Below are 21,715 nucleotides of genomic sequence, written 5' to 3' on the forward strand. Positions count from 1 at the left end.
TCAGCCGTAACACTCTGAGCGCCAGCAGTATCGAACGCATGGCTCAATGTCGCAACACCACCAGTCACCGTGACCGGGGAACCGATTGCAGTGCCGTTCGACTTGAACTGCACCGTACCGACAGCGTTGTTCGGAGCCACGGTAGCGGTCAGATCAACAGCCGTACCCGTGATCGCCGTAGCCGGAACCGAGAGCGCCGTCGTGGTCTCCACATCCACCGGAGCCGGATCGGACACCGTCACCGTCTGAGCAGGCGCCGACGAACTCACGAAGCCTGCACCAGCGGTGAAGTCAGCCGTAACACTCTGAGCGCCAGCAGTATCGAACGCATGGCTCAATGTCGCAACACCACCAGTCACCGTGACCGGAGTGCCGATTGCAGTGCCGTTCGACTTGAACTGCACCGTACCGACAGCAGTATTCGGAGCCACGGTAGCGGTCAGATCAACAGCCGTACCCGTGATCGCCGTCGCCGGAACCGAGAGTGACGTCGTGGTCTCCACATCCACCGGAGCCGGATCAGAAACGGTCACCGTCTGAGCCGGCGCCGACGAACTCACAAAGCCAGCACCAGCAGTGAAGTCAGCCGTAACACTCTGCGCACCAGCAACATCGAACGCGTGCGACAGAGTCGCAACACCGCCACTCACCGTGACCGGGGAACCGATCGCAGCGCCATTCGACTTGAACTGCACCGTACCGACAGCAGTATTCGGAGCAACCGTCGCCGTCAGATCAACCGCCGTACCCGTGACGGCAGTCGCCGGAACCGAGAGTGACGTCGTCGTCTCGACATCCACCGGAGCCGGATCAGAAACGGTCACCGTCTGAGCAGGCGCCGACGAACTCACAAACCCTGCACCAGCAGTGAAGTCAGCCGTAACACTCTGCGCACCAGCAACATCGAACGCGTGCGACAGAGTCGCAACACCACCAGTCACCGTCACCGGCGAACCGATCGCAGCGCCATTCGACTTGAACTGCACCGTACCGACAGCATTGTTCGGAGCAACCGTCGCCGTCAGATCAACCGCCGTACCTGTGATGGCAGTAGCCGGAACCGAGAGTGACGTCGTGGTCTCGACATCCACCGGAGCCGAAGCAATGCTGATCGTCGCGAGTGGACCTGCACCAGCGTTGAGAGCGCTACCCTTCGCATCTCGAGGCGTGCATCTGGTCGGAGCCCATTGCGTGCCGAGGAGACTCGCTTTTGCAAGCTGTGTATTGAAATTTTTGTCGTTGCCGTATGTAGCAGCGTCACCGGCAGTTCTGACCTTCGGCTGAATCACACCGGATGCGCCGGCGATCATCGTAATATCGATTGCAGGCATCCTGAACCAACTGTCACCGTTGGTGTTGGTGCTCCCGTCGAGGTTCTTTTTCGTCTTGGGTGCGCGGATCCCACCCTCACTGTTCGTGCTGGTACTGGGACTGTTTCCGATCACCTCGTTGTTACCCGAGATTCGGAGATATGGACCCGCCGCGTCAGGGCTTCCAGCCTCGTTGATGCGGATGACACTGGGAGCGACGTTCTCCAAGTTGAACGAGGTTCCGGGCACGATCGCCGCACTGATGAAGGTGGCATTTGCCGGGACATCGAAATCGTTCTTCAAGCGCGACAAATTGGTTGTTGTGGCGCCCGAATCCGAGTTCGGAAAAGACTGTCCATTGGATTGCATTCGGATAGTGAAGGTTTCACCCGGAGCAACTGATGTGGGGGCATCCACGGTGACAAAACTCGTAGTCACTTTGTCGACAGTGATGAGTGCTTTCGCCTGGCAAGAGGTAGAGAAGTTGAATTGGCTTTGAACTGCTGAGGCTGGGGACCCGACCAGCAGCATTCCGGCGACCATGGCGGTTCCGGTTATGGGCACGGCGAATCGCCGCAACTGAGAGATTTGGGGCATGGGCACTTCCTTCGGAAGGGCAAACATGAGCAGTGGATTCGGACAAAACGTGTGCGCGCCGTCACAACATAACGAAAAAACTAGTACGTGTACTACTTTTGGCAAGACACTTGTCCAATTCACCCCGGACTCACCCTCGTATCACCAGACGCGGGATGGAAAAGCAGGGTATGGAAACTCGATTGAACGCAAAACTATCGCCAAAGCGGCCCATCGACAACGCTTTTGGTGGTCACCGCGCCAATCGGCGGGAAAAAGTTGATATTTCGTCAGTTCAGAAAAAGTTCCAAACCTACCAGTACGAAAGTACGAAAAGGGCCGCGACGGAGTCCGTCGCGGCCCTGATTGTGTTGGTTCAGCGTGTCAGCGAAGCACATCCGTGCCGACAAACGGCACCAATGCCTCGGGCACTCGCACCGAGCCGTCGGCCTGCTGATGGTTCTCGAGAATCGACACGATCCAGCGCGTCGTAGCCAAGGTGCCGTTGAGAGTGGCGGCCGTCTGCGGCTTGCCGTTCTCGTCGCGGTACCGAACTCCGAGGCGGCGGGCCTGGAACGTCGTGCAGTTGGACGTCGATGTCAGCTCGCGGTAAGTGCCCTGCGTCGGGACCCATGCCTCGCAGTCGAACTTACGCGCAGCCGAAGAACCGAGGTCTCCGCCGGCGACGTCGATCACGCGGTACGGAACGTCGATGGCTGCCAACATGTCTCGCTCCCACCCTAGGAGACGCTGGTGTTCGGCGTCGGCGTCCTCGGGACGGCAGTACGTGAACATCTCGACCTTGTCGAACTGATGGACACGGATGATGCCGCGGGTGTCCTTGCCGTAGCTTCCGGCCTCGCGGCGGAAGCACGAGGACCAACCGGCGTAGCGCTTCGGGCCTTCGTTCAGTTCGAGGATCTCGCCCGAGTGGTAGCCGGCCATGGGTACCTCGGAAGTTCCGACGAGGTACAGGTCGTCATCCTGCAAGTGGTAGATCTCGTCCGAGTGAGCACCGAGGAAGCCGGTACCGGCCATGATTTCCGGGCGTACGAGCACCGGCGGAATCATCATCGTGAATCCGTTGGCGATCGCCTTCTGCGCAGCCAACTGCAGCAGTCCGAGCTGGAGCATGGCCCCGTAGCCGGTCATGAAGTAGAAGCGCGAACCCGAAACCTTGGCGCCGCGTTCCATGTCGATCAGGCCGAGCGACTCGCCCAGCTCGAGGTGATCCTTCGGCTCGAAGTCGAACTTCGGAATCTCACCGACGTGTTCGAGAACGATGTAATCGTCCTCGCCGCCCGCCGGCGCACCTTCTTGTACGACGTTGGAAATCGCGCGGTGTGCGGCGTCGAGCGCGGCCTGCGCCTCGTGCTGCGCGGCCTCGGCTTCCTTGACCTTTGCCGCCAGTTCCTTGGAACCTTCGAGCAGTGCGGGACGCTCCTCCGGAGATGCCTGTCCGACCTTCTTGCCGAAGGCCTTCTGCTCTGCACGGAGGTTGTCTCCGGTCAGAACGGCAGCGCGTCGGGACGCGTCGGCTTCGAGCAGAGCGTCGACCAGTCCTGGATCTTCTCCACGGGTGCGCTGCGACTCGCGGACGATTTCGGGGTTCTCACGGAGAAACTTGAGGTCAATCACGACTTCGAACTTTACCCACTCACTGCAGCTCTCCGACGGTCACGTCCACGTCGGAGAGGGAGAGATCACGATTCGAGCAGACTCAGGTAGTCCTCGCGTCCGAACATCCGAGCCGCGTCGACCGCCGTCGGGTGTCCACCTTTCGGGTCGGCTCCCCCGCTCACCAGCGCTTTCACCACCGCATCCTCGCCCTTGAAGACCGCCCCGGCAAGGGGCGTCTGGTTCTTGTCGTTGGGCCGGTTGACGTCGGCGCCGCGCTCGATCAGGGCAACGACGGCGTCAGCGTGACCGTGGTACGCCGCCAACATGACGAGCGTGTCGCCACTCTCGTTGGTCAGATTGACGGGAACTCCGGCATCGACGTACGACGCCAGCCCGGCTGCATCACCGGTTCGTGCCATGTCGAAGAGCCGGCCCGCCAGCTCGACAGCCTCGGGATCGAGTGGGGTGTTTTCGCTCATTACTACAAAATACTCACAGACGCGATTGTGAGTTTTGTAGTGAAGGTTCGATATCGCCACGGCAACAGGCATGATGGAATCGATGTCCGAAGACAAGATCGAGAAGTCGCCAGATCCGGCAGATCCCCAGGGGACGCCGGCGAAGAAAACTGTCTCCGCGAGTCGCACCCGTCGGGTCCTGGCTGCCGTGGCGGTAGGTGCGGTGGTCGCCGCGATCGCAACGATCGCGATTTCCGGTGGATTGAACAAGGACGACTCGTCCTCGGTCAGTGTCAGTGGTGGCGGTCCCGCAGCGACGGGATCTACTCGCGACGACGCCTTCACCGCGGCTGCGGCCGGCGACTGTCTCAACTGGACGCCTGCGACCGAGTCGGGCGGAGACCGCACGGACATGTCGAAGGTTCAGTGCGGAACTGAACACCGCTTCGAGGTAGCCGGACCACTCGACCTCTCGGTGTTCCCGGGTGCCGAGTTCGGCCCCGGTTCCCGGTACCCGGGCGCCCTTCGATTCGCCGAACTACGCGACGAGCACTGCACACCCATCGTCATGTCCTACCTCGATTCGAAATTCGATCCCAAGGGCAAGTTCAGCGTCGGCTTGATGTTCCCGAGTGAATCGGGTTGGGCTTCGGGCGAGCGCGCACTGCGTTGCGGGTTGCAGTTCTCGACCACGACCGGCGAGCTACAACCGTTCGTTGGCCGCGTGGCGGACCAGGACCAGTCGAACGTGTGGGACGTCGGCACGTGCATCGGCATCAACCAGAACCTCCCCACCGATCCGGTCGATTGCGCGAAACCGCATGCATACGAGGTTATTTCGGTGATAGACCTCGGCACTCAATTCCCGGGCGCAATGCCGTCGGTCGAAGATCAGGACCGCTATCTCGAGGGCGTCTGCACTCAGGCGTCCAACGAGTACCTTGGTTCCGCAGACGCGCTTCGCGACAAGACGCTGACACTGTTCTGGGACAACATTTCACTGGAAAGCTGGTTGGCCGGCAGCCGCCGAGTCAATTGTTCGATCGGCAAAGAGGTCGAAACCGGCGGGTTTGCCGCGATCACCGGAAGCGCCAAGGGCGACATCCTGATCAACGGCGCCGCTCCGGTCCCGCCACCCGCTGCACCGGAAGGTCGGTCGTTGCCGACGCCGTTGCCCGGCGCAGCTCCGCCGTCGTAAGCCATGACGGTAACTATGACGCCCGACCGGTTCGAGGAACTGGTCGGCGAGGCGCTCGATCTGATTCCGCCCGAACTTGCCAAGGCAATCGACAATGTCGTGGTGCTTGTCGAAGCACGTGACGAGGAAGAACCGGGGCTGCTCGGTTTGTATCAGGGCGTCGCTCTGACCGAGCGGGATTCTCATTACGGTGGGTACCTGCCGGACACGGTCACTATTTTCCGCGATTCGATACTCGACATCTGCGCATCCGAGGACGAGGTTGTTCACGAGGTTGCCGTGACCGTCATCCACGAGATCGCGCACTACTTCGGCATCGAAGAAGACAGATTGCACGAACTCGGCTGGGGCTGAAGGCAAAGTCGTCCGATTTCGGGGGGAACCAAAAGCGGGCGGTATGCATCAAAGTATGTGCGGGGGGGATATCGACGGCTGTGCGCACGGCCTCCCGACCACTTATCCGCCCTGGTCAGGAAGGAGTTCGGCACTATGCACGTCGACCCTCAAGCCCTAGTTGCCGCCGCAATGGAACTCGAGTCCGCGGCGACGCGATTGCGCGGAATCGTCTCTACTGCGCAGCCGACGCTACGCGTTCTCCCAGCGGGATCCGAAGAAGTGTCCGGTAGCGCGGCAAATTACTTCAACACCATCTCGGGCAGCCTTGCCTCGTCCACCGATCGGGCAATCGAGGAGCTCACCGCGGCTGCGGCAGCTCTGCGCAAGAATGCAGCTGCCTACGAGCTCGAAGACCAGCTCACCAAGTCCAGCCTGGCAGCCGCACCGATCTGATCGACAGAAATCGAGCTCGGTAACTCGGCAACACAGTCACACTTCCTGGGGGGAAGAACAATGGTCGGCATCACCGGCGTCATCTGGTATCCACGGGGCGCAGCACCCAACTCCGCAGCACTGGTCGCCGGAGCCGGGCCGGTCCCTCTCGGCGTGGCGGCCGGAGCCTGGTCCACCGTGTCGTCCGGACTGACCGACACCGCTGCGTCCATCTCTCGCGTGATGGCGGATCTTCGCACCGGGTGGTCCGGAGAAGCAGCGGATGCCGCATTGAGTAAGTTCGCGCCGTTTCAGGAATGGGCTGCTGCTGCCGCGTTGCTCGCGGGAGAAACTGCAGGTAAGGCCCAGGTGCAGTCCGGTTCGTACACGGTTGCCACCCTCGCCATGCCGTCCCTGGCCGAGATTGCAGCAGTTCAAGCGGCCAAGGTCGCCGCGTACTCCATCGGCGGTGCCTTGGTCGGCGGTGCCGCTGCCGCCGAGGCTGCCGAAGAAGCTCTCAAAATTCGAGCGGCGGTGACGATGGAAACGTACGACGCCGCAACGGCCCATCTGGCCGTGCAGCAGAACTTCGACTCACCACCGTCCATCGCGGAACCCACAGCTGGGGCATCCGCTTCGGCCGAAAGCCCAGGCAGCGCCGCACGACAGTCCGTCGTGCAAGCGGCATCCACGCTCGCTGACGCAATCGCGGATCCCGTGCGCGCCGCCACCGCTGCTGTCGCATCCGTAGTTTCCAACCCGGTATTTGCCGCCGCTGCCTCACAAGCCGGTGCCATCTCCGGTGGAGTTGCCACCGCAGCCAGCGCCACCACCACCGCAGTCACAGGCGCCACCACTGCCGCATCAGCTCTCGCGACGGCAGGAGCAGGACTCACCGGACTGGGCGGCGCGGGACTCGGCGGCGCAAGACTCGGCGCTTCCACACCATCACTGTTCGGCACCCCGTCGGCAAGCCGGGCACCGGCACAGGTCAGCGCAGCTTCCGCGACTACCGGAACCGGAGCAATCGCGGGCTCGTCGTCGAGCAGCAGCACCGGTCGGCACGCTCTTCCTGATCCCTCCACCGGCCAGAGCGCCACGCGCCAGAACCCCGTGACCTCGCCGGTTCAGGGCACCACAGATACCGTCAGGGTGGATCCGGCCCGAACCGCAGGCGGATCTGCGCCGATCGCCGGCGGCCGTCATGCGGCCCAATCTGAAGACGAGACCGAGCACGACACACCCGATTACCTGAAGCACTTCGAGCACTTCGCCGACGGCCGAACAGTCATCCCGTCCGTGATCGGTGGCGCACTCGAAACTGCAGAGCATTGATGGTGGACCTCGGCACCTCACCTGAGGGGTGGAATTTACCTGTCGTCGCCCTGTCACAGGACGAAATCGACTATGTACGTGAGCGACTCGGACTCGATGCGCTTCCCGTGGTTCTCGGTGGTGCGACGGTTCACGGCAGTGCGAGCGCTCACCGTACGGCGATGCAGTCCGCGGCAGATTCACTCTCCGAGCGCGATCTCCTCCCCGGCGGGGAGATCCATCACGACCTCAGTGCCCGCCTGCGCGTCCTGACCCACCCCAAATGGGAGTTGGCGCTGCGTCGGCATGTCGGTGGAAGGATTTCACGCCTCTGCGTCGCACAGGGCGAGTTCCTTTGTGTCGAAGCGACTTCAACCGATTCTTCGTTCGCATTGTGCAGCGTCACCGCCGAACCGACTGCACCCGTTGTCACCGCGCTCGGCAGCGCCGAAGCAATGCCGATTGCCGTGATCAACGCACCGACCGAGATGCTCAGCCTGGCATTCGGCGCCGGCCCGGATGCAGGCAGCGTAACCTCGGCCTTGATCAACGCCGGAATACCCGAAGACGACGCGCGCCAACTGGGTGGCGCAATCGTCACATGCACCGCCTTCGCCGAATTGGTCGGAATACCACACAGTTTGGGAGCGACGACGCTCATGACCGGCGCAGTGACTGTGTACGACACCTTGTCGGGTCGGCTGGTCGGTTCGACCACTCGGGCCGCCGACGGCACCGAATGGACGTCCATCAGTTCCGGAACATCCCATCGCCTCCGACAAGCCGTGAACGCTCTGGTAACGGAACTCGAGGAATCGGCGCCGGAGACTTCCGGGTAACCTCGGGGCGTCCCTTCAACGCCCGGAGCCTTACTTCAGCATGCAGTTCTCGCGTCAACCGTCGTCACCGGGCGAACAAGGCTCGGTCGCCACGATCGACCGGCCGAACGAAGAACGGGCAACAACACCGCACCGACAAGACCTGAACGGACTGCGTGGCCTCGCCATCGGTTTGGTGGTCGTATTCCACGTCTGGTTCGGACGGGTATCGGGCGGGGTGGACGTCTTCCTGGTTCTGTCCGGATACTTCTTCGTCGGCTCACTGGTTCGACGCGCCGAAGCCGGGGGTTCACTCAACCCGGTCCCGGCCCTGCGGCGGGTGTTTCTGCGGCTGTTCCCCCTGATCGCGGTGGTCAGCATTTTGACCGCACTGGGGACCGCGTTGCTGCTGCCACGCACACGCTGGGCCGATCTGGGCGATCAACTGATCGCGGTGCTCGGGTTCTTCCAGAACTGGCAGCTCGCCAGCACCGCAAGCGACTACCTGGCCGCCGACGGCTCGGTCACTCCCCTGCAGCACCTGTGGTCGATGGCCGTACAAGGTCAGTTCTATCTCCTGGCCATCGCACTGGTCTCCGTGATCGCTTATGTCGCTTCACGCGTGAATCCCAACTATTTCCGCCCGTCACTCGCGGTCACCCTTCTGGTTCTGACCGCAGGATCTTTTCTCTACGCACTCGCCAAATCTTCGCGTCACCAAGCCTGGGCGTACTACGACTCCGGCGCCAGGTTGTGGGAATTGGCCCTCGGTGGTCTGCTGGCCGTTCTGATGACCAGCACACGCAGTCGGCAGATCGCATCCCTGCCGTTCTCGGTCAGAGCAACGATCGGCTGGGCGGGGCTTTCGTCGATCCTGTTGTGCGGCATAGTGCTCGACGGCGCCCAGCAGTTCCCCGGCCCGTGGGCGCTGGTGCCGGTGCTGGCCACTCTTGCGCTGATCCTGTCCGGAGTCGGCGACGACACGCCTTGGACGTCGAAGACTCTTGCCCATCCGGCACTGACGTGGCTCGGCTCGTTCGCATTCGCGCTGTACCTGATTCACTGGCCGATTCTGGTGTTTGCACTCGTGATCACCGGACGCCCCGAAGCCGGCCTGCTCGGCGGGGCACTGATCATCGCCCTCTCCGTCGCGGGGGCGCTTGCACTCCGGCGCCTGGTCGAGGTTCCGGTGGAGCGCGGAGGCCGCTCGCGCCGGTACACCGTCCTGGCTTGCGTCGTCACCGCTGCCGTGGTCCTCGCCGCTTCGGTCGCCTGGCAGTCGTACGCGAGCAGCCAGACGACGGGCCAGCGGGCAGTCGACACCCTCGACCTCCCGACCCATCCCGGCGCACTCGCGCTCACCGACGGTGCCGAAGTACCTAAGGCGTCGATGGTTCCCTCGATCTTCGATGCGCCACTGGACCTTCCGGCCAGTACGCTCGACGGCTGTATCGCCGATTTTCTCGAGCGGGACGTCGTCCACTGCACCTACGGCGACGCCGACGCAGACAGAACCATCGCGCTCGCGGGTGGTTCGCACTCCGAGCACTGGCTCACTGCGCTCGACGAACTCGGCAAGAGTCACGGGTTCCGCGTCGACACGTATCTGAAGATGGGCTGCCCGCTCACCATCGACTCCATGCAGACGTTGTCGGACAACGACTATCCGGATTGCGTCGACTGGTCGCGTGGAGTGCTGACCGAGTTGGCCGACGCCTCACCCGATTTCGTGTTCACGACGGCAACCAGGCCGAGTTCCGACGGCCCTGGCGACGTGACGCCCGAGTCTTACGTACACGTGTGGGAGGAACTGGGGCGCGACGGTATCGACGTGCTCGCCATCCGCGATACCCCGTGGTTGCACCACGACGGCGTCGCCTACCGCGCGATCGACTGTCTGGCGACAACCACGTCACCCGATCACTGCGCGATGCCACGGTCCGAAATGCTCAGCGACGTCAATCCGGCGCCGTCGGCGATCGGCGATCTGACCAACGTCCGTCTACTCGACCTTAGCGACGGCGTCTGCGGACCGGAGTTGTGCCGCGTCGTGGAGGGAAATGTGTTGGTGTATCACGATTCCCACCACCTGACAGCCAGCTACGTGAGCACGCTGTCCGCTGAACTCGGGCGCCAACTGAGCGTCCAGACCGGTTGGTGGTGAAGCCGGCCGTCAGCCCATCACGTCGTCGGCACCGGGGATGAGTCGGTGCTCGAACGGCGGGTTGACGGTTCCCCAGCGCAGGCACTCCCAACCGCCGTCGACCGAAGGCAACAGTTCGACGGTCTCGGTGTTGGCCAAGTGGTTGTTGGCTGCGAACAGACCGGGGACACCGGCAAGCTGGGCTGCGACAAGACGGATCGCCGCACCATGACTGACCACGACGATGTCGCCGCCGTCTCGTGAGCCTTCGAGAAATTCTTCGCGCAACGAATTGACGACGGGGACGTACCGCTCCAGGACGTCGTATCCCGTTTCACCACCGGGGATGCGAGCGCCGAGGTTGCCGGTGTGCCAGTGATGGAACGTCTCCATGAACAGTCGGTGCGCGGCCTCGTCGGTACGATCTTCGAGGTCACCGGCCTGCACCTCGTGCAATCCGTCCCGCACGTCCAGAGAGACACCGGCGGCCTGCTCCACGAAACCTGCTGTCTGCCGGGCACGCAAAGCCAACGACGATACGAGTGCCAGCGGCGGCGCCGAAGCCAGGCCGATGCCCAAAGTCTCGGCCTGCGCCAACCCTTCCGGCGTGAGCTTTGCTCCGGGTAGTGCGGTGTCGAGACGTTTGGCGACATTCGCCTCCGTCTGACCGTGCCGAACGAGGATGAGCCTTCCGGTCATCGTTCTCCCCCTCCATGCTTGAGTTCGTCGATCCACCGAATCGCTTCTTCGTCCGAAGGAGGTTGTGGCCCGGTCGAATTCGCTGTCGCCCACGACCCCAGGAAGCGGACTCCGGATTTACGATGCAGCGCACGCATCGCCTCGGCCACCAGCGAGTCCTCGACGTGTCCGACGCAGTCCACGAAGAACCGGTACGTGCCCAATTCCGTTCGCATCGGCCGTGATTCGATCCGAGTCAGATCGATACCGCGAGCGGCGAATTCGGAGAGTGCACGCACCAGGGAGCCGGGAGCGTTGTCGAGGTGAAGCACCAGCGCGGTGCGATCGGCACCGGTCCGCGCCGGAACCGGGGCCGGCTTGGTGACCAACACGAAACGTGTGCGGGCGCCGCCTACATCGGCGACGTTGTCCGCCAGGCTCTCGAGTCCGAGCATCTGACCGGCCAAAGCCGTGGACACACCGGCGTCGACGGTTCCGGCCTGCACATCCAGGGCCGCACCGGCGTTGGACGAGGCCAACACCACCTCGGCCTGGGGCAGGTTCTCGGCGATCCATCCGCGGACCTGCGCGCCCGCATGCGGGTACGCGCCGATCGTTCGGACCTGATCGGCGGTGGTCCCGGCCCGAACCAGGATGGAGAAACTCACGTCCAGATCGGTTTCGGCGACGATCTGCAGCGGCGAACCGAGAGCGAGTGAATCGAGCGTCGGAGCTACGCCGCCTTCCACCGAGTTCTCGAAGGGAACCACGGCTCCGTCCACGGAACCGTCGCGAACCATGTCGAGAGTCGCCGGCGGACTGCCGGCCGGTACTCGCTCGACGGTTTCGCCGAACGCGCCCTCAGCCTCCAACTGGGCGAGAGCTATCTCCGTGAAGGTTCCCGACGGACCGAAATACGCGATTCTTGGCACGCCTAAAAGATTACGCACCGACCCACGCCGGTCACTGCAAACCCGCGGCACGCAAAGCCGTTTCCACTGCAGGCAGATCCGCGACCTCGATCGTGAGCAGCACCTCACGCATGGCCGACGCGGCTTCGGGGATCAGCGCGGCAAGTTTTTCCGGCTTCGGATCGACCATCGCGGCGCGCACGTCGTCGCCGCGCAGTGCAGCGACGGTGCCACACAGCAGGGCGATCACCTCGTCGCCGTCGGCCGCGCGGGCTACGAAACCGACGGACTCGTGCGCGAGTACCGCCAGGAAATCAGCCACTTCGGTGGGCGTAAGACCGGCGGCGAGTCCGGGGATCCGGCCACCTTCGCACAGACGCAGCGCCGCTTCGGCGGGTGTCAGATCCTCTTCGCCGCCGTCGACATACACAGCGAGCGGAGCGGGCAGGCGCAGCGCGATCGCGTCGTCGATCTGGTCGGTGGTGACGTCGACGTCGAATCGGACGGCCTCGTACGACGCTTCCGTGTCCGCACGCAGTTCTTCCGGATCGATATCGAGACGGACGACAACCCGGCCTGCTGCTTCGCCACCGATCAGAACCGACGCCGGAACAACCGGGAGAAAGAGTGCTTCGAGGAGTCCGCGCGAGTTTCTCGGGGCGGGCAGCCCGAGTGAGAGAGGAATGGCCACAGACAAACCGTAACCCCGGCGCAGGCGGCGGATTCCACGCGAGTTGCGCAAAAGTCTTGCGATTCACACCGAAGTGCCTTAGGTTAGGTTTACCTAATCATCCGATGGAGTTCGAGAGAACACCCGCCAAGGGGGCAGCATGGCAACGAAGACCAGCACCGGCCCGTCCACCGCCGAACGCGTCCGCAGCGCCTGTGTGCGCGCACAAGACGCAGTTCTCGCCATCGAAGGCAGCGATCCCACCGTCACGTCGGTGCATCACCTGCGTTCGAACGGTGACGTCGTCGTTGCAGTCCCACATGCCTCCGCTGCTGCGGCTCTGGCCTGGAACTCCGGCGGCGGCGGCCTGCCTGCCGTCCTCGAGATCACCGATCACGCACCACTGCGGCTGCGTGAGCCCGTGCGCTCCCTCGTGTGGCTTCGCGGCTCGTTGCACGCCGTGCCCGACTACGAGGCACGCGTTCTCGCCGACGACGTCGCATCCGAACATCCACACCCGGGGCTCCTCGACATCGGCCACACCTCGGTCCTCCTTCGCTTGAGCCTGGCCTCGGCTGTAGTCGCTGATTCAACGGGGGCAGAACCCGTCGCCGTGGACGAACTGCTGAACGCCAGCCCCGATCCCTTCTGGGAAATGGAGACCGCATGGCTGCAGCATCTCGACGAAGACCACCGCGACCTCGTGGACCTGCTCGTGCGCAAGCTTCCCCCGTACATGCGCACCGGACGCGTTCGCCCAGTCGGCATCGACCGCTACGGACTTCGCCTGCGGGTCGAGGATCACACAGGTGACCGCGACGTGTGGATGCCGTTCGCCAACCCCGTCGACGACGCTCCCGCGCTGAGCCGCGCCATCCGCATGCTGGTCGGGTGCCCTTTCCTCAACGGCCTCCGATCGGGCGGCGCATCAAACGGCTAGCGTTGCGCGGGTGAATGCCCGCGAAACCGTCCGCACCTGGTTACGGCCGCCGACTCCCGTCCCGGCCGGCCCGGCCCTCGATCCGGCCGCCAGACGCGGAGTCTGGATCGAGATCACGATCGTCCTGCTGGTCACCTTCGGACTCAGCGGATTGTCCGGGATCCTCTCGCTCGCCGAATCCTTGGCGACGCCGGTTGCGCTCTCGGATCAGACGGTTGCACTCAACCCGTCGCGGGCCACCATCGACTGGATCGACCTGGCGCGCCAATTGCTGGGCGTCGCAAAGCTTCTCGCGTGGGCAGCGCTGGGACTCTATCTACTGTGGCGTTCGGGGATCGGTCCACGTGCTGCGGGACTGACCCCCAAGCCTCGATTCGGGCGCGACATAGCACCGGGATTCGGCCTCGCCGCTGTGATCGGTCTCCCCGGTCTGCTGTTCTATCTCGTGGCTCAGGCACTGAGCATCAACCTCACCGTCCAGGCCAGTGCGCTCGACGATCACTGGTGGCGGGTGCCGATCCTCGTACTGTCCGCGATCGCAAACTCCGGTGCCGAAGAGGTGCTGGTCGTCGCCTACCTGATCACTCGCCTCCGAACGCTGGGTTGGAGCGAGAACAAATCACTGCTCGCGTCGTCACTCCTGCGCGGCAGTTACCACCTCTATCAGGGATTCGGTGGCGGCGTCGGAAACGTGATCATGGGGCTCGTGTTCGGCCGGTACTGGCAGCGCACCGGGAAACTCTGGCCGCTGGTCATCGCCCACGCTCTCATCGACATGGTGGCGTTCATCGGTTACGCCCTCCTGCGCGATCACGTCTCCTGGCTGCCGTGACCGGTACCGTGAACTGGTGACCGGCGACTCCGAATATCCTCAGCGCCCTCCGCGGCGCCAGCCGCCAGGGCCACCTCCGCGTGGACCGATGCCTCCGAGGCAGAACCCTCCACGCCAGAATCCACCCCGTCAGGGCCCACCCCCGCAGCGGCGTCCACCGATGCCGCCGGAAGGGCCGACGGTCATTCGCCGCGACGGACGCCCGCAGCAGCAGAATCCGGCCAATCAGGCCTGGTCACAGGTCCCACCACAAGCGCCGCAGCAGCCCAGGCGTGAGGACTGGGCGCCGACCCAGCGCCCGCAACCGTTTCAGGACGACCCGCGCAGGCAGGGGCCGCCGCGTCAGGATCCGCAGCGCCAGGCGAAGTACGCGCCCGCACCGCCGCGCCGAACCCCGCCGAACGCCCCGCCGCGCCCTCCAGAACCTCCGAAGCAGCGACGCCCCCGCAAGCGTCGTAGCTGGGGTAAACGTATCGGCATCACGTTGTTGGTCTTGCTGCTCGCGCTGGCCGGCGCGATCTACTACGTCGACAGTTCGCTCAATCGAATCGACGCGCTGCCCGACTACGCGGGACGCGTCGCCGATACTCCGGGCACGAACTGGCTGATCGTCGGCTCCGACAGTCGTGAGGGGCTCACCCCCGAGCAGGAGCAAGCCCTTGCGACGGGCGGTGACACCGGCCCCAAGCGCACTGACACGGTCATCTTGGTCCACGTCCCCAAAAGTGGGAAGACGACCATGGTCAGCATCCCTCGCGATTCGTACGTTCCGATTCCCGGCTACGGGTCGGACAAGATCAACGCCGCCTTCGCCTTCGGTGGCGCTCCATTGCTGGTGCAGACCGTCGAAGAGGCAACGGGGCTTCGCATCGACCACTACGCCGAGATCGGATTCAGCGGGTTCGCCGGCATCGTCGACGCCGTCGGTGGCGTCAACGTGTGCCTGGCACAGCCGATCGACGATCCGCTGGCCGGGATCAACCTCCCCGCCGGATGCCAGGACTTGAAGGGTTCGGACGCACTCGGGTTCGTGCGAACTCGCGCGACGGCGCTCGCCGACCTCGACCGCATGAACAACCAGCGCCAGTTCATGTCGGCGTTGCTGTCGAAGGCGACGAGTCCGACCACGTTCCTCAATCCGTTCCGGTTGTGGCCACTCGTCTCCGATACCGCCAAATCTCTACAGGTCGACGAAGGCGATCACATCTGGAATCTGGCCTCACTCGCCTGGGCGCTTCGCGGCGGGATGACCACCACGACGGTTCCGGTCGCCGGTTTCGAGGACGTGGACGGTTCGGGCAACGTGTTGTTGTGGGACAAGGCGCGCGCTTCGCAGTTCTTCGACGCCCTGGCCAACGATCAGCAGATTCCACAGGATCTGATCACCACGGGGTAATCGCCCTGAGTTCCGGTAGTACCGCGGGAGGACAAGCCCGGCGAACAAATCGCTTTCCGGCAGGACGCGGAATCGGCGGCCGAAAAATACCGTGAAGGTATGAACACAACACACCGCCGATTCCGCACTCTCGCCGTCGTTGCCGCCGCCGTCGGAGCTGCTGCACTCGTGACGTCCTGCTCCGGAACCTTCGAGAAGTTCGACGACTCCAAGGCGTACAAGAAAACCGAAACCTTCTCTTTTGCACAAGCATCCAACGGAATCGACACACTGCCGAGTTGGGTTCCCGCCGGCGCAACGGGTATCGACGAGGTCATCCGCACCACCGGCAACGAACGCATCCTGCGAATGACTGCGAACATCGCGGAGATAGATCACAACAGCTGCATCGCACGACCCACCGTCGAAACTCGTCCCGCATCGTTGTCCGCACAGTGGTGGCCGACGGGGGTCGAGAAGGGCAGTTCTTTTCAGTGCGGCGATTGGTACGTCGGCGAAAAGGACTCGTTCGTCTACGGGTACCGACCGGAAACTGTGGGCTTCGTCATCGATCAGCTCGACAAGAAGTAGCTCCCTCTCAGCGGCGACGACCCAGTAACCTGTTGGGATGACACAGGCGAAGAACTCGAGCGAATTCACCACTCTGCTGCGTCAGCAGATCCGTAACGAGTTCACTGCATCGCAGCAGTACATCGCGGTAGCGGTGTACTTCGATGCACACGATCTTCCGCAGATGGCCGCGCGCTTCTACAGCCAGGCCACCGAGGAACGCGGTCACGCGATGATGATGATCCAGTACCTGCTCGACAACGACCTCGACGTGGACGTTCCGGGCATCGACGACGTCGTGACGAAGTTCGACAGTGTCCGGGCTCCGGTCGAGTTGGCACTCGAGCAGGAGAAGACGGTCACGGAGCAGATCACGCAGCTGGCACGCACCGCGCGCGATACCGGCGACTACCTGGGCGAGCAGTTCATGCAGTGGTTCCTCAAGGAACAGGTCGAGGAAGTGGCAAGCATGACAACACTTCTCACCATCGTCGACCGCGCCGGCGACAACCTGTTCCACCTCGAAACGTTTGTCGCACGCGAGATGAACACCCCGGCCGCTGCCGACGCAATGGCGCCGACGCCCGCCGGCGGCGGCGTCTGAGGGCCACCGGCCTACCGAGTCTCAGGCCGCTCGGCGGCGTTCAGTGATCTGAGGAAATTGTTGTACGCCTCAAGATCACTGTCGCCGTCGATCTCGGCGCGGCGGTCCAGGTCGGCATTCATCCGTTTGTCGTCGCGGTTCCAGCGCATCGCGAAGATCACGACCACCACCAGCGCGACGGGCTCTCCGTACGACCACGCGAGGGCGCCCGCCAGCTGCTGATCCTGCATCACGTCCACGCCCCACTCGGGAGGCGGATCCACGAACGTGGTCAGCAGCGGCTTTGTCGCCATCATGAGTACGACGCCGATGAACACGTGCAGCGGCATCTCCACGAACAGGTCGAAACACCGGCCGAGGTAGCTCTGTCGCACCGGCAGTGGGCCGGTGGCGAGCACCGGCATGATGAATAGCAGACCGCTGGCGAGAAAGAAGATCTCGAGAAAGACGTGTCCAGCCGGTAACGCCGAGACGGTGTCGAAGATCGGCGACAGGTAGATCCCGTAGTAGCTGAACAGAAATACCGGGATCGTGAACCCGGGGTGCAGCATCCACCGCGCCGGCGGGCTGCGCAATGCCGAGAGGGCAAGCGCGAGAATGCCTTTTCCTATTCCTCGGTGCGGCGTCGAACGTAGTAGCAGCAGTCCCGGCGAGCCCAGTACCCAGAGCGGCGGGATCGCCATCGAGAGCGTCAGGTGTTGGAACATCCAGACGCTGAAGAGTTCGTAGCCGTAGCTCTCGACCTTCAGTCCGGTCACCGCGATCAGCAGCAGGCACCCACCGAGGAAACATGCTGTCCGATGCCACGGCCACGGTCGCCCACTCGCGCGAACTCGCTGAGCGCCAGTCCAATACCAGAGTGCAAGAACAACTCCCAGGGCAGGAAGAAGCGGGAGGGATGAGGTATCCCACTCCAGCATCTGCCCGATCGACGGCGGCGGCGTGTCATTCACGAACGCTTCACCGGCGGGTCCTCCTTCGTCTCCATGCGGGTACCGTCGACTCTACACCTAACTACTATGTTGGATAGTATTTAGGAATTCGACGGAAGGTACAGGTGCACAGCAGTGTCCAGAAGCATGAAGATATCCGCCGCCCTGATCGCGGTGTTCGCGGTAGCACTGATCACGTTCATCACCGTCGATCCGATTCGGGCAGACAACGAGAACGCCGATCGGGCAGCACAATCCACCGCCGTCCTCACCGACGACGCGTACCGATTGACCTCGGCCGCCGACGGCAAGGTGAACCTGGTCGAGTTCCTCGACTTCGAATGCGAAGCCTGTTTCGCGCTGTACCCGACGATGGAGCGGATCAGAGCGGAGTACGAGGGTCGAATCACGTTCGGCATCAGATACTTTCCGATTCCGAGTCACACCAACAGCACTCTCGCGGCGCAGGTCGTCGAATCCGCATCTCGCCAGGGCAAATTCGTCGAGATGTACAAGCAAATGTACGAGACGCAGTCGCAATGGGGTGAATCCGCCGAATCACAGGAGGCGCTGTTCCGTTCCTACGCACAAGATCTCGGACTTGACATGGCCCGATTCGAATCCGACCTCGGCAGCCGCGGCGTCCGCGAGCGGGTCGAGCGCGACTTCGAAGAAGGCCGACGCCTCGGCGTCCAAGGTACTCCGACGCTGTTCCTCAACGACGTGAAGCTGGACCAGATGCCGAGCTACGAGCAGTTGAAAGCCCAGATCGATTCGGCCTTGGGAGAATGATCAGGTCAGAACAGCGCAGATCCCCGCGGAGACGGCCACCGTCACGGCTGCGGCAACGGCCGTCGTGACAGCGGCCGGCGCACAGGCCGCCACCGCGCAGGTCAGTCGCCGAGGCGACGCCACGTCGCCGTCGACCAGGGAACTCAATCGCACCGCGGTCGCGCTGCCGCGATCGCTCAAGCTCCAGTCCGGCTGAGGAAGCGGCGATTTCGACACCACGGCAAGGGCGGAACGCACCGCAGCCGGGCTGGTGACGCGAGCGGCGTGTCTGTCCGCCGACAGTTCGACGATCGCGCCGACGGCAGCGGGTGCCGCCGCGAACAACGGCACTCGCGGAAGAACAGCGGCCAAGACTTCGCACGCACCGACAATTCGGTGATGACCGCCGCTCAGGTGTGCACGCTCGTGCGCGAGGACAGCATCACGCTCGCCTCCACTGAGAGCGGATGACAAGCCTTGCGTCGCAACAACAAATCCAGGCTTTCCGGCGACGCTGTACGCCATAGGCAGCGGATGATCCAACCACAACACGTCGGACTCCGAGTTGTCGCGGCGCGCGACGATCGAGAGAACATCACGATGGAAATCTCGGACCCTCGCGTGCTCACGTGCCTGCTTGCGGCCGGCCAGCACGATCCGAACGGCGATCACACCCACCACAGCAACGGCTGTGCCGGTGATCAGTTCACCCACCCATGAACTCGTGCCGTGCGCGAAGGCGCTGAAACACCGAGCGATACCGTCGACCAGCCCCTCGACCGGCGCGTGGCTCGGCCACACCAGAACCAAGACCGCGGAGAGAGCGAGATACAGAGCCGACGCCATGCTGCCGAGCCACGCCGCGAGCAGCACCGCCGGTGACAACGCCGAGGAAACGGCTCGCAACACTCTCGGAACCAGGAATCCCACGAGCATCGCACCGAGAAACATCGGCAACGCCAATGTCATTGCACACCTTCCCCGGAAAGACCCCGGCGCAGGGCCTCGTTCTCGGCATCTGTCATGGTCTTGGCGAAGTGCAACAGCACGGCAGCGGAATCGGAACTGCTGTCCAACAATTCGCGCAGCGCTCTGGATGTGGCCTCTTCACGGCTGCGACTCGGCCGATAGAAGTAGGCGCGACTCTTCTTCTCACGACTCACCCAGCCCTTGTCGAAGAGATGCGTCACGACGGTCAGGATCGTGGTGTACGCAAGTTGTCGACGCTCACCCAGGATCTCGACCAGATCCTTGACCGAGAGCGCGTCGTCGGACTGCCAGAGCACATCCATGACCTCGGCTTCGAGTCCGCCCAGCCCCTGCATTGCTCCTCCATCGCGTCGTGACAGAACTTCAGTCGCCCGTGGTCTTCTCCCCGAACGACACGCCCCGGGAATTCAGGTACACGAGCGGATCGGTCTTCTGTCCGTCAGATTGCCACACCTCGTAGTGCAGGTGTGGTCCTGTCGATTGTCCACGATTGCCCACGGTCGCGATCAACTCACCCGCCCGCACCTTCTGACCCGCAACCACGAGCGCCTCGTTGATGTGTCCGTAGACGCCGACGGTCCCGTCGTCCTGCTGGATGCGGACCCAGAGCCCGAATCCCGCGGCGGGACCGGATTCGAGCACCACACCGTCGGTCGCCGACACGATGGGCGTTCCGATCGCGTTCGCGATGTCGAGACCGTAGTGGGTGGTTCCCCACCGTGGACCGAAGTTGGACGTCATCGTCCCGCTGACGGGGGCCATCACCTGTGGCTTTTCGGCCTCGTACGCCAGCGCCGCTCGCTCGGATTCGAGCTGTCGCGTCTTGCCGAGTTGTTCGGCTATTCCGGCAAGATCCGTCGACCGGACAAGGTCGAGGATCTCCGGCGCCGACACCGCAGATGCATCCTCGACTACAACCGACGGCGGCGACGCGTGCCCGATGGAAGTGCCGGACGCGAGGATTGCACCCGTCGCCACGGAAACCGCGGCCATGCGCCCACCGGGTCTGATCGGCTCGGATTTTCGATGTCTTCCCACTTCTCGGTCCTCGCGTCGATGACAAATGAAGGTCTACGCCGCCACCTTACAACTATGTTGCATAGTTTTTAAAACATGCACTATTGCGCATATATGCATATGTGTATAGGCTGGCGTCGACGAAAGGACCTTCGATGTCACACGGACACGGGCACGGAATCTCCCCCGCCGAGGCTGCGACCAGCAACAGCGGCAAGCATGTCAACAAACTGTGGATCGCCGCCGGCCTCGGGTTGGTGACCTTCGTGCTGCAGGTGACGGTCGGCCTCTTCACCTCGTCACTGGCCCTGCTCTCGGACTCGGCGCACGTGTTCACAGACATCTTCGGCATCTTCATGGCGCTCGCCGCGATCCTCGTCGCACAGCGTGCCGCCCGGCGCCCCGACCGTACTTTCGGCATGTACCGCACGGAAGTGTTTGCGGCACTGGCCAATGCGATCCTGCTCTTCGCAGTCGCCGGGTGGGTGCTTTACGAGGCCGCCAGCCGCTTCACGGATCCGCCCGAGGTTCCCGGCCTTCCCGTCGCGACAGTCGCCGTCGTCGGTCTGGCGATGAACGTCATCGCCTTCCTCATGCTGCGCAGCGGCGCGAAGGAAAGCATCAACATCCGCGGCGCCTACCTCGAAGTCATGGCGGACATGGTCGGGTCCATCGGCGTCCTGGTCAGCGGCTTGGTCACGCTCGCGTTCGGTTGGCGCTACGCCGACCCCGTCATCGGCGTCGCGATCGGCCTCTTCGTCTTGCCACGTGCCTTCAACCTGGGCCGCCACGCCGTTCGCATCCTCCTCCAGCAGGCTCCCGACCGCATCGACGTCACCTCGATCATCGAGAAGATCAACGCTCTGCCGGGAGTCGTCGACGCGCACGATCTGCACGTCTGGACACTCACCTCGGGGATGGAAGTTGCTTCCGTTCACGTCACCGCGGTCAGTGACGCCGATCCCACAACGGTGCTCGCAGCAACCCGAACCTTGCTTGCCGAGGTATTCGAACTGGGGCACGCCACCGTACAGGTGGAACTACAGGGAAGCGACGGTAAATGCGCGGAACTCGCCTGGTGAAATGGACATTCCTAAATGAAACATTCGAATTCACCGGGCTCGATAACCTCACCGAATTCGAAGAAAAATTAGGTCTTCTTTAGTTTGGGAACGCTTACCACAATAAGGTCATACTGGGATGACAGGGCCTCTGACCTG

23 protein-coding genes are annotated in these 21,715 nt (G+C 63.3%); 13 read left to right on the forward strand and 10 right to left on the reverse strand.

Going from position 1 to position 21,715, the window contains the following annotated elements:
* The 3 genes from V3587_RS25210 to V3587_RS25220 form a co-directional block, all read right to left on the reverse strand.
* A partial coding sequence (locus tag V3587_RS25210; RefSeq protein ID WP_317829774.1) for an Ig-like domain-containing protein occupies window positions 1-1,613 on the reverse strand: 1,613 nt, incomplete at its 3' end.
* 657 nt (window positions 1,614-2,270) lie between these two features.
* Window positions 2,271-3,524, reverse strand: a complete 1,254-nt coding sequence (gene serS / locus V3587_RS25215) for a serine--tRNA ligase (protein WP_007736032.1) — start codon at window positions 3,522-3,524, stop codon at window positions 2,271-2,273.
* A gap of 65 nt (window positions 3,525-3,589) precedes the next feature.
* Window positions 3,590-3,985 (reverse strand): ankyrin repeat domain-containing protein, encoded by a 396-nt coding sequence (locus V3587_RS25220; protein WP_003945404.1) that lies wholly within the window; start codon window positions 3,983-3,985, stop codon window positions 3,590-3,592.
* Between the two features lie 70 nt (window positions 3,986-4,055).
* Here V3587_RS25220 and V3587_RS25225 point away from each other — a divergent pair, with 70 nt between their 5' ends.
* The 6 genes from V3587_RS25225 to V3587_RS25250 all read left to right on the forward strand — a co-directional run bounded on the left by V3587_RS25225 (window position 4,056) and on the right by V3587_RS25250 (window position 10,226).
* Window positions 4,056-5,162, forward strand: a complete 1,107-nt coding sequence (locus V3587_RS25225; RefSeq protein ID WP_003945397.1) for a septum formation family protein — start codon at window positions 4,056-4,058, stop codon at window positions 5,160-5,162.
* Window positions 5,163-5,165: 3 nt separating this feature from the next.
* Complete coding sequence (locus V3587_RS25230) at window positions 5,166-5,516, forward strand: metallopeptidase family protein (protein WP_007736028.1); 351 nt, start codon at window positions 5,166-5,168, stop codon at window positions 5,514-5,516.
* A gap of 135 nt (window positions 5,517-5,651) precedes the next feature.
* Window positions 5,652-5,951 (forward strand): PE family protein, encoded by a 300-nt coding sequence (locus V3587_RS25235; RefSeq protein ID WP_003945399.1) that lies wholly within the window; start codon window positions 5,652-5,654, stop codon window positions 5,949-5,951.
* Between the two features lie 60 nt (window positions 5,952-6,011).
* Complete coding sequence (locus tag V3587_RS25240; RefSeq protein WP_283377323.1) at window positions 6,012-7,265, forward strand: PPE domain-containing protein; 1,254 nt, start codon at window positions 6,012-6,014, stop codon at window positions 7,263-7,265.
* A complete protein-coding gene (locus V3587_RS25245; protein ID WP_283377324.1) occupies window positions 7,265-8,083 on the forward strand; it encodes an ESX secretion-associated protein EspG in 819 nt (272 codons plus the stop codon). The genes V3587_RS25240 and V3587_RS25245 overlap by 1 nt, the downstream gene beginning before the upstream one ends.
* 40 nt (window positions 8,084-8,123) lie before the next feature.
* Complete coding sequence (locus V3587_RS25250) at window positions 8,124-10,226, forward strand: acyltransferase family protein (RefSeq protein WP_283377325.1); 2,103 nt, start codon at window positions 8,124-8,126, stop codon at window positions 10,224-10,226.
* Window positions 10,227-10,235: 9 nt separating this feature from the next.
* On the opposite strand, the gene V3587_RS25255 is transcribed toward V3587_RS25250, so the two are convergent.
* From V3587_RS25255 to V3587_RS25265, 3 genes are read right to left on the reverse strand one after another with little or no spacing between them, the layout of a single operon-like run.
* Window positions 10,236-10,904 carry a histidine phosphatase family protein gene (locus tag V3587_RS25255; protein WP_007736019.1) on the reverse strand — a complete coding sequence of 223 codons (669 nt, stop codon included), beginning with the start codon at window positions 10,902-10,904 and terminating at the stop codon, window positions 10,236-10,238.
* Window positions 10,901-11,815, reverse strand: coding sequence for a prephenate dehydratase (gene pheA, locus V3587_RS25260; RefSeq protein ID WP_007736017.1), 915 nt, complete (start codon window positions 11,813-11,815; stop codon window positions 10,901-10,903). The genes V3587_RS25255 and pheA overlap by 4 nt, the downstream gene beginning before the upstream one ends.
* Window positions 11,816-11,846: 31 nt before the next feature.
* Window positions 11,847-12,485: a hypothetical protein gene (locus V3587_RS25265; RefSeq protein WP_007736015.1), complete on the reverse strand. Its 639-nt coding sequence runs from the start codon at window positions 12,483-12,485 to the stop codon at window positions 11,847-11,849.
* 139 nt (window positions 12,486-12,624) lie between these two features.
* Between V3587_RS25265 and V3587_RS25270 the strand changes: the two genes are divergently transcribed.
* From V3587_RS25270 to V3587_RS25290, 5 genes are all read left to right on the forward strand, one after another.
* Window positions 12,625-13,404: a DUF2470 domain-containing protein gene (locus V3587_RS25270; protein ID WP_283377326.1), complete on the forward strand. Its 780-nt coding sequence runs from the start codon at window positions 12,625-12,627 to the stop codon at window positions 13,402-13,404.
* Window positions 13,405-13,414: 10 nt separating this feature from the next.
* Entirely contained in the window at window positions 13,415-14,236 is an 822-nt protein-coding gene (locus tag V3587_RS25275) for a CPBP family intramembrane glutamic endopeptidase (protein ID WP_283377327.1), read from the forward strand.
* Between the two features lie 160 nt (window positions 14,237-14,396).
* Window positions 14,397-15,632, forward strand: a complete 1,236-nt coding sequence (locus V3587_RS25280) for an LCP family protein (protein WP_007736010.1) — start codon at window positions 14,397-14,399, stop codon at window positions 15,630-15,632.
* Between the two features lie 99 nt (window positions 15,633-15,731).
* Complete coding sequence (locus tag V3587_RS25285) at window positions 15,732-16,202, forward strand: hypothetical protein (RefSeq protein ID WP_042453189.1); 471 nt, start codon at window positions 15,732-15,734, stop codon at window positions 16,200-16,202.
* 37 nt (window positions 16,203-16,239) lie between these two features.
* A complete protein-coding gene (locus tag V3587_RS25290; RefSeq protein ID WP_003944176.1) occupies window positions 16,240-16,785 on the forward strand; it encodes a ferritin in 546 nt (181 codons plus the stop codon).
* An 11-nt stretch (window positions 16,786-16,796) separates the two neighbouring features.
* Here V3587_RS25290 and V3587_RS25295 read toward each other — a convergent pair whose 3' ends face one another.
* Window positions 16,797-17,738, reverse strand: a complete 942-nt coding sequence (locus V3587_RS25295) for a cytochrome c oxidase assembly protein (RefSeq protein ID WP_042920585.1) — start codon at window positions 17,736-17,738, stop codon at window positions 16,797-16,799.
* Window positions 17,739-17,864: 126 nt separating this feature from the next.
* Here V3587_RS25295 and V3587_RS25300 point away from each other — a divergent pair, with 126 nt between their 5' ends.
* Window positions 17,865-18,509 carry a DsbA family protein gene (locus tag V3587_RS25300; RefSeq protein ID WP_064113813.1) on the forward strand — a complete coding sequence of 215 codons (645 nt, stop codon included), beginning with the start codon at window positions 17,865-17,867 and terminating at the stop codon, window positions 18,507-18,509.
* Here V3587_RS25300 and V3587_RS25305 read toward each other — a convergent pair whose 3' ends face one another.
* The 3 genes from V3587_RS25305 to V3587_RS25315 are packed head-to-tail and all read right to left on the reverse strand — an operon-like array spanning window position 18,510 to window position 20,471.
* Window positions 18,510-19,457, reverse strand: a complete 948-nt coding sequence (locus tag V3587_RS25305) for a M56 family metallopeptidase (protein ID WP_003944128.1) — start codon at window positions 19,455-19,457, stop codon at window positions 18,510-18,512.
* Entirely contained in the window at window positions 19,454-19,813 is a 360-nt protein-coding gene (locus tag V3587_RS25310; RefSeq protein WP_063315268.1) for a BlaI/MecI/CopY family transcriptional regulator, read from the reverse strand. The genes V3587_RS25305 and V3587_RS25310 overlap by 4 nt, the downstream gene beginning before the upstream one ends.
* Window positions 19,814-19,841: 28 nt before the next feature.
* Window positions 19,842-20,471, reverse strand: coding sequence for a M23 family metallopeptidase (locus V3587_RS25315; protein ID WP_064113814.1), 630 nt, complete (start codon window positions 20,469-20,471; stop codon window positions 19,842-19,844).
* Window positions 20,472-20,650: 179 nt separating this feature from the next.
* On the opposite strand from V3587_RS25315, the gene V3587_RS25320 reads away from it, so the two are divergent.
* Entirely contained in the window at window positions 20,651-21,577 is a 927-nt protein-coding gene (locus V3587_RS25320) for a cation diffusion facilitator family transporter (protein ID WP_007735998.1), read from the forward strand.
* The last annotated feature ends 138 nt before the right edge of the window (window positions 21,578-21,715 follow it).

Source organism: Rhodococcus sp. IEGM 1306 (assembly GCF_036541985.1).
Classification (GTDB): domain Bacteria; phylum Actinomycetota; class Actinomycetes; order Mycobacteriales; family Mycobacteriaceae; genus Rhodococcus_F; species Rhodococcus_F qingshengii.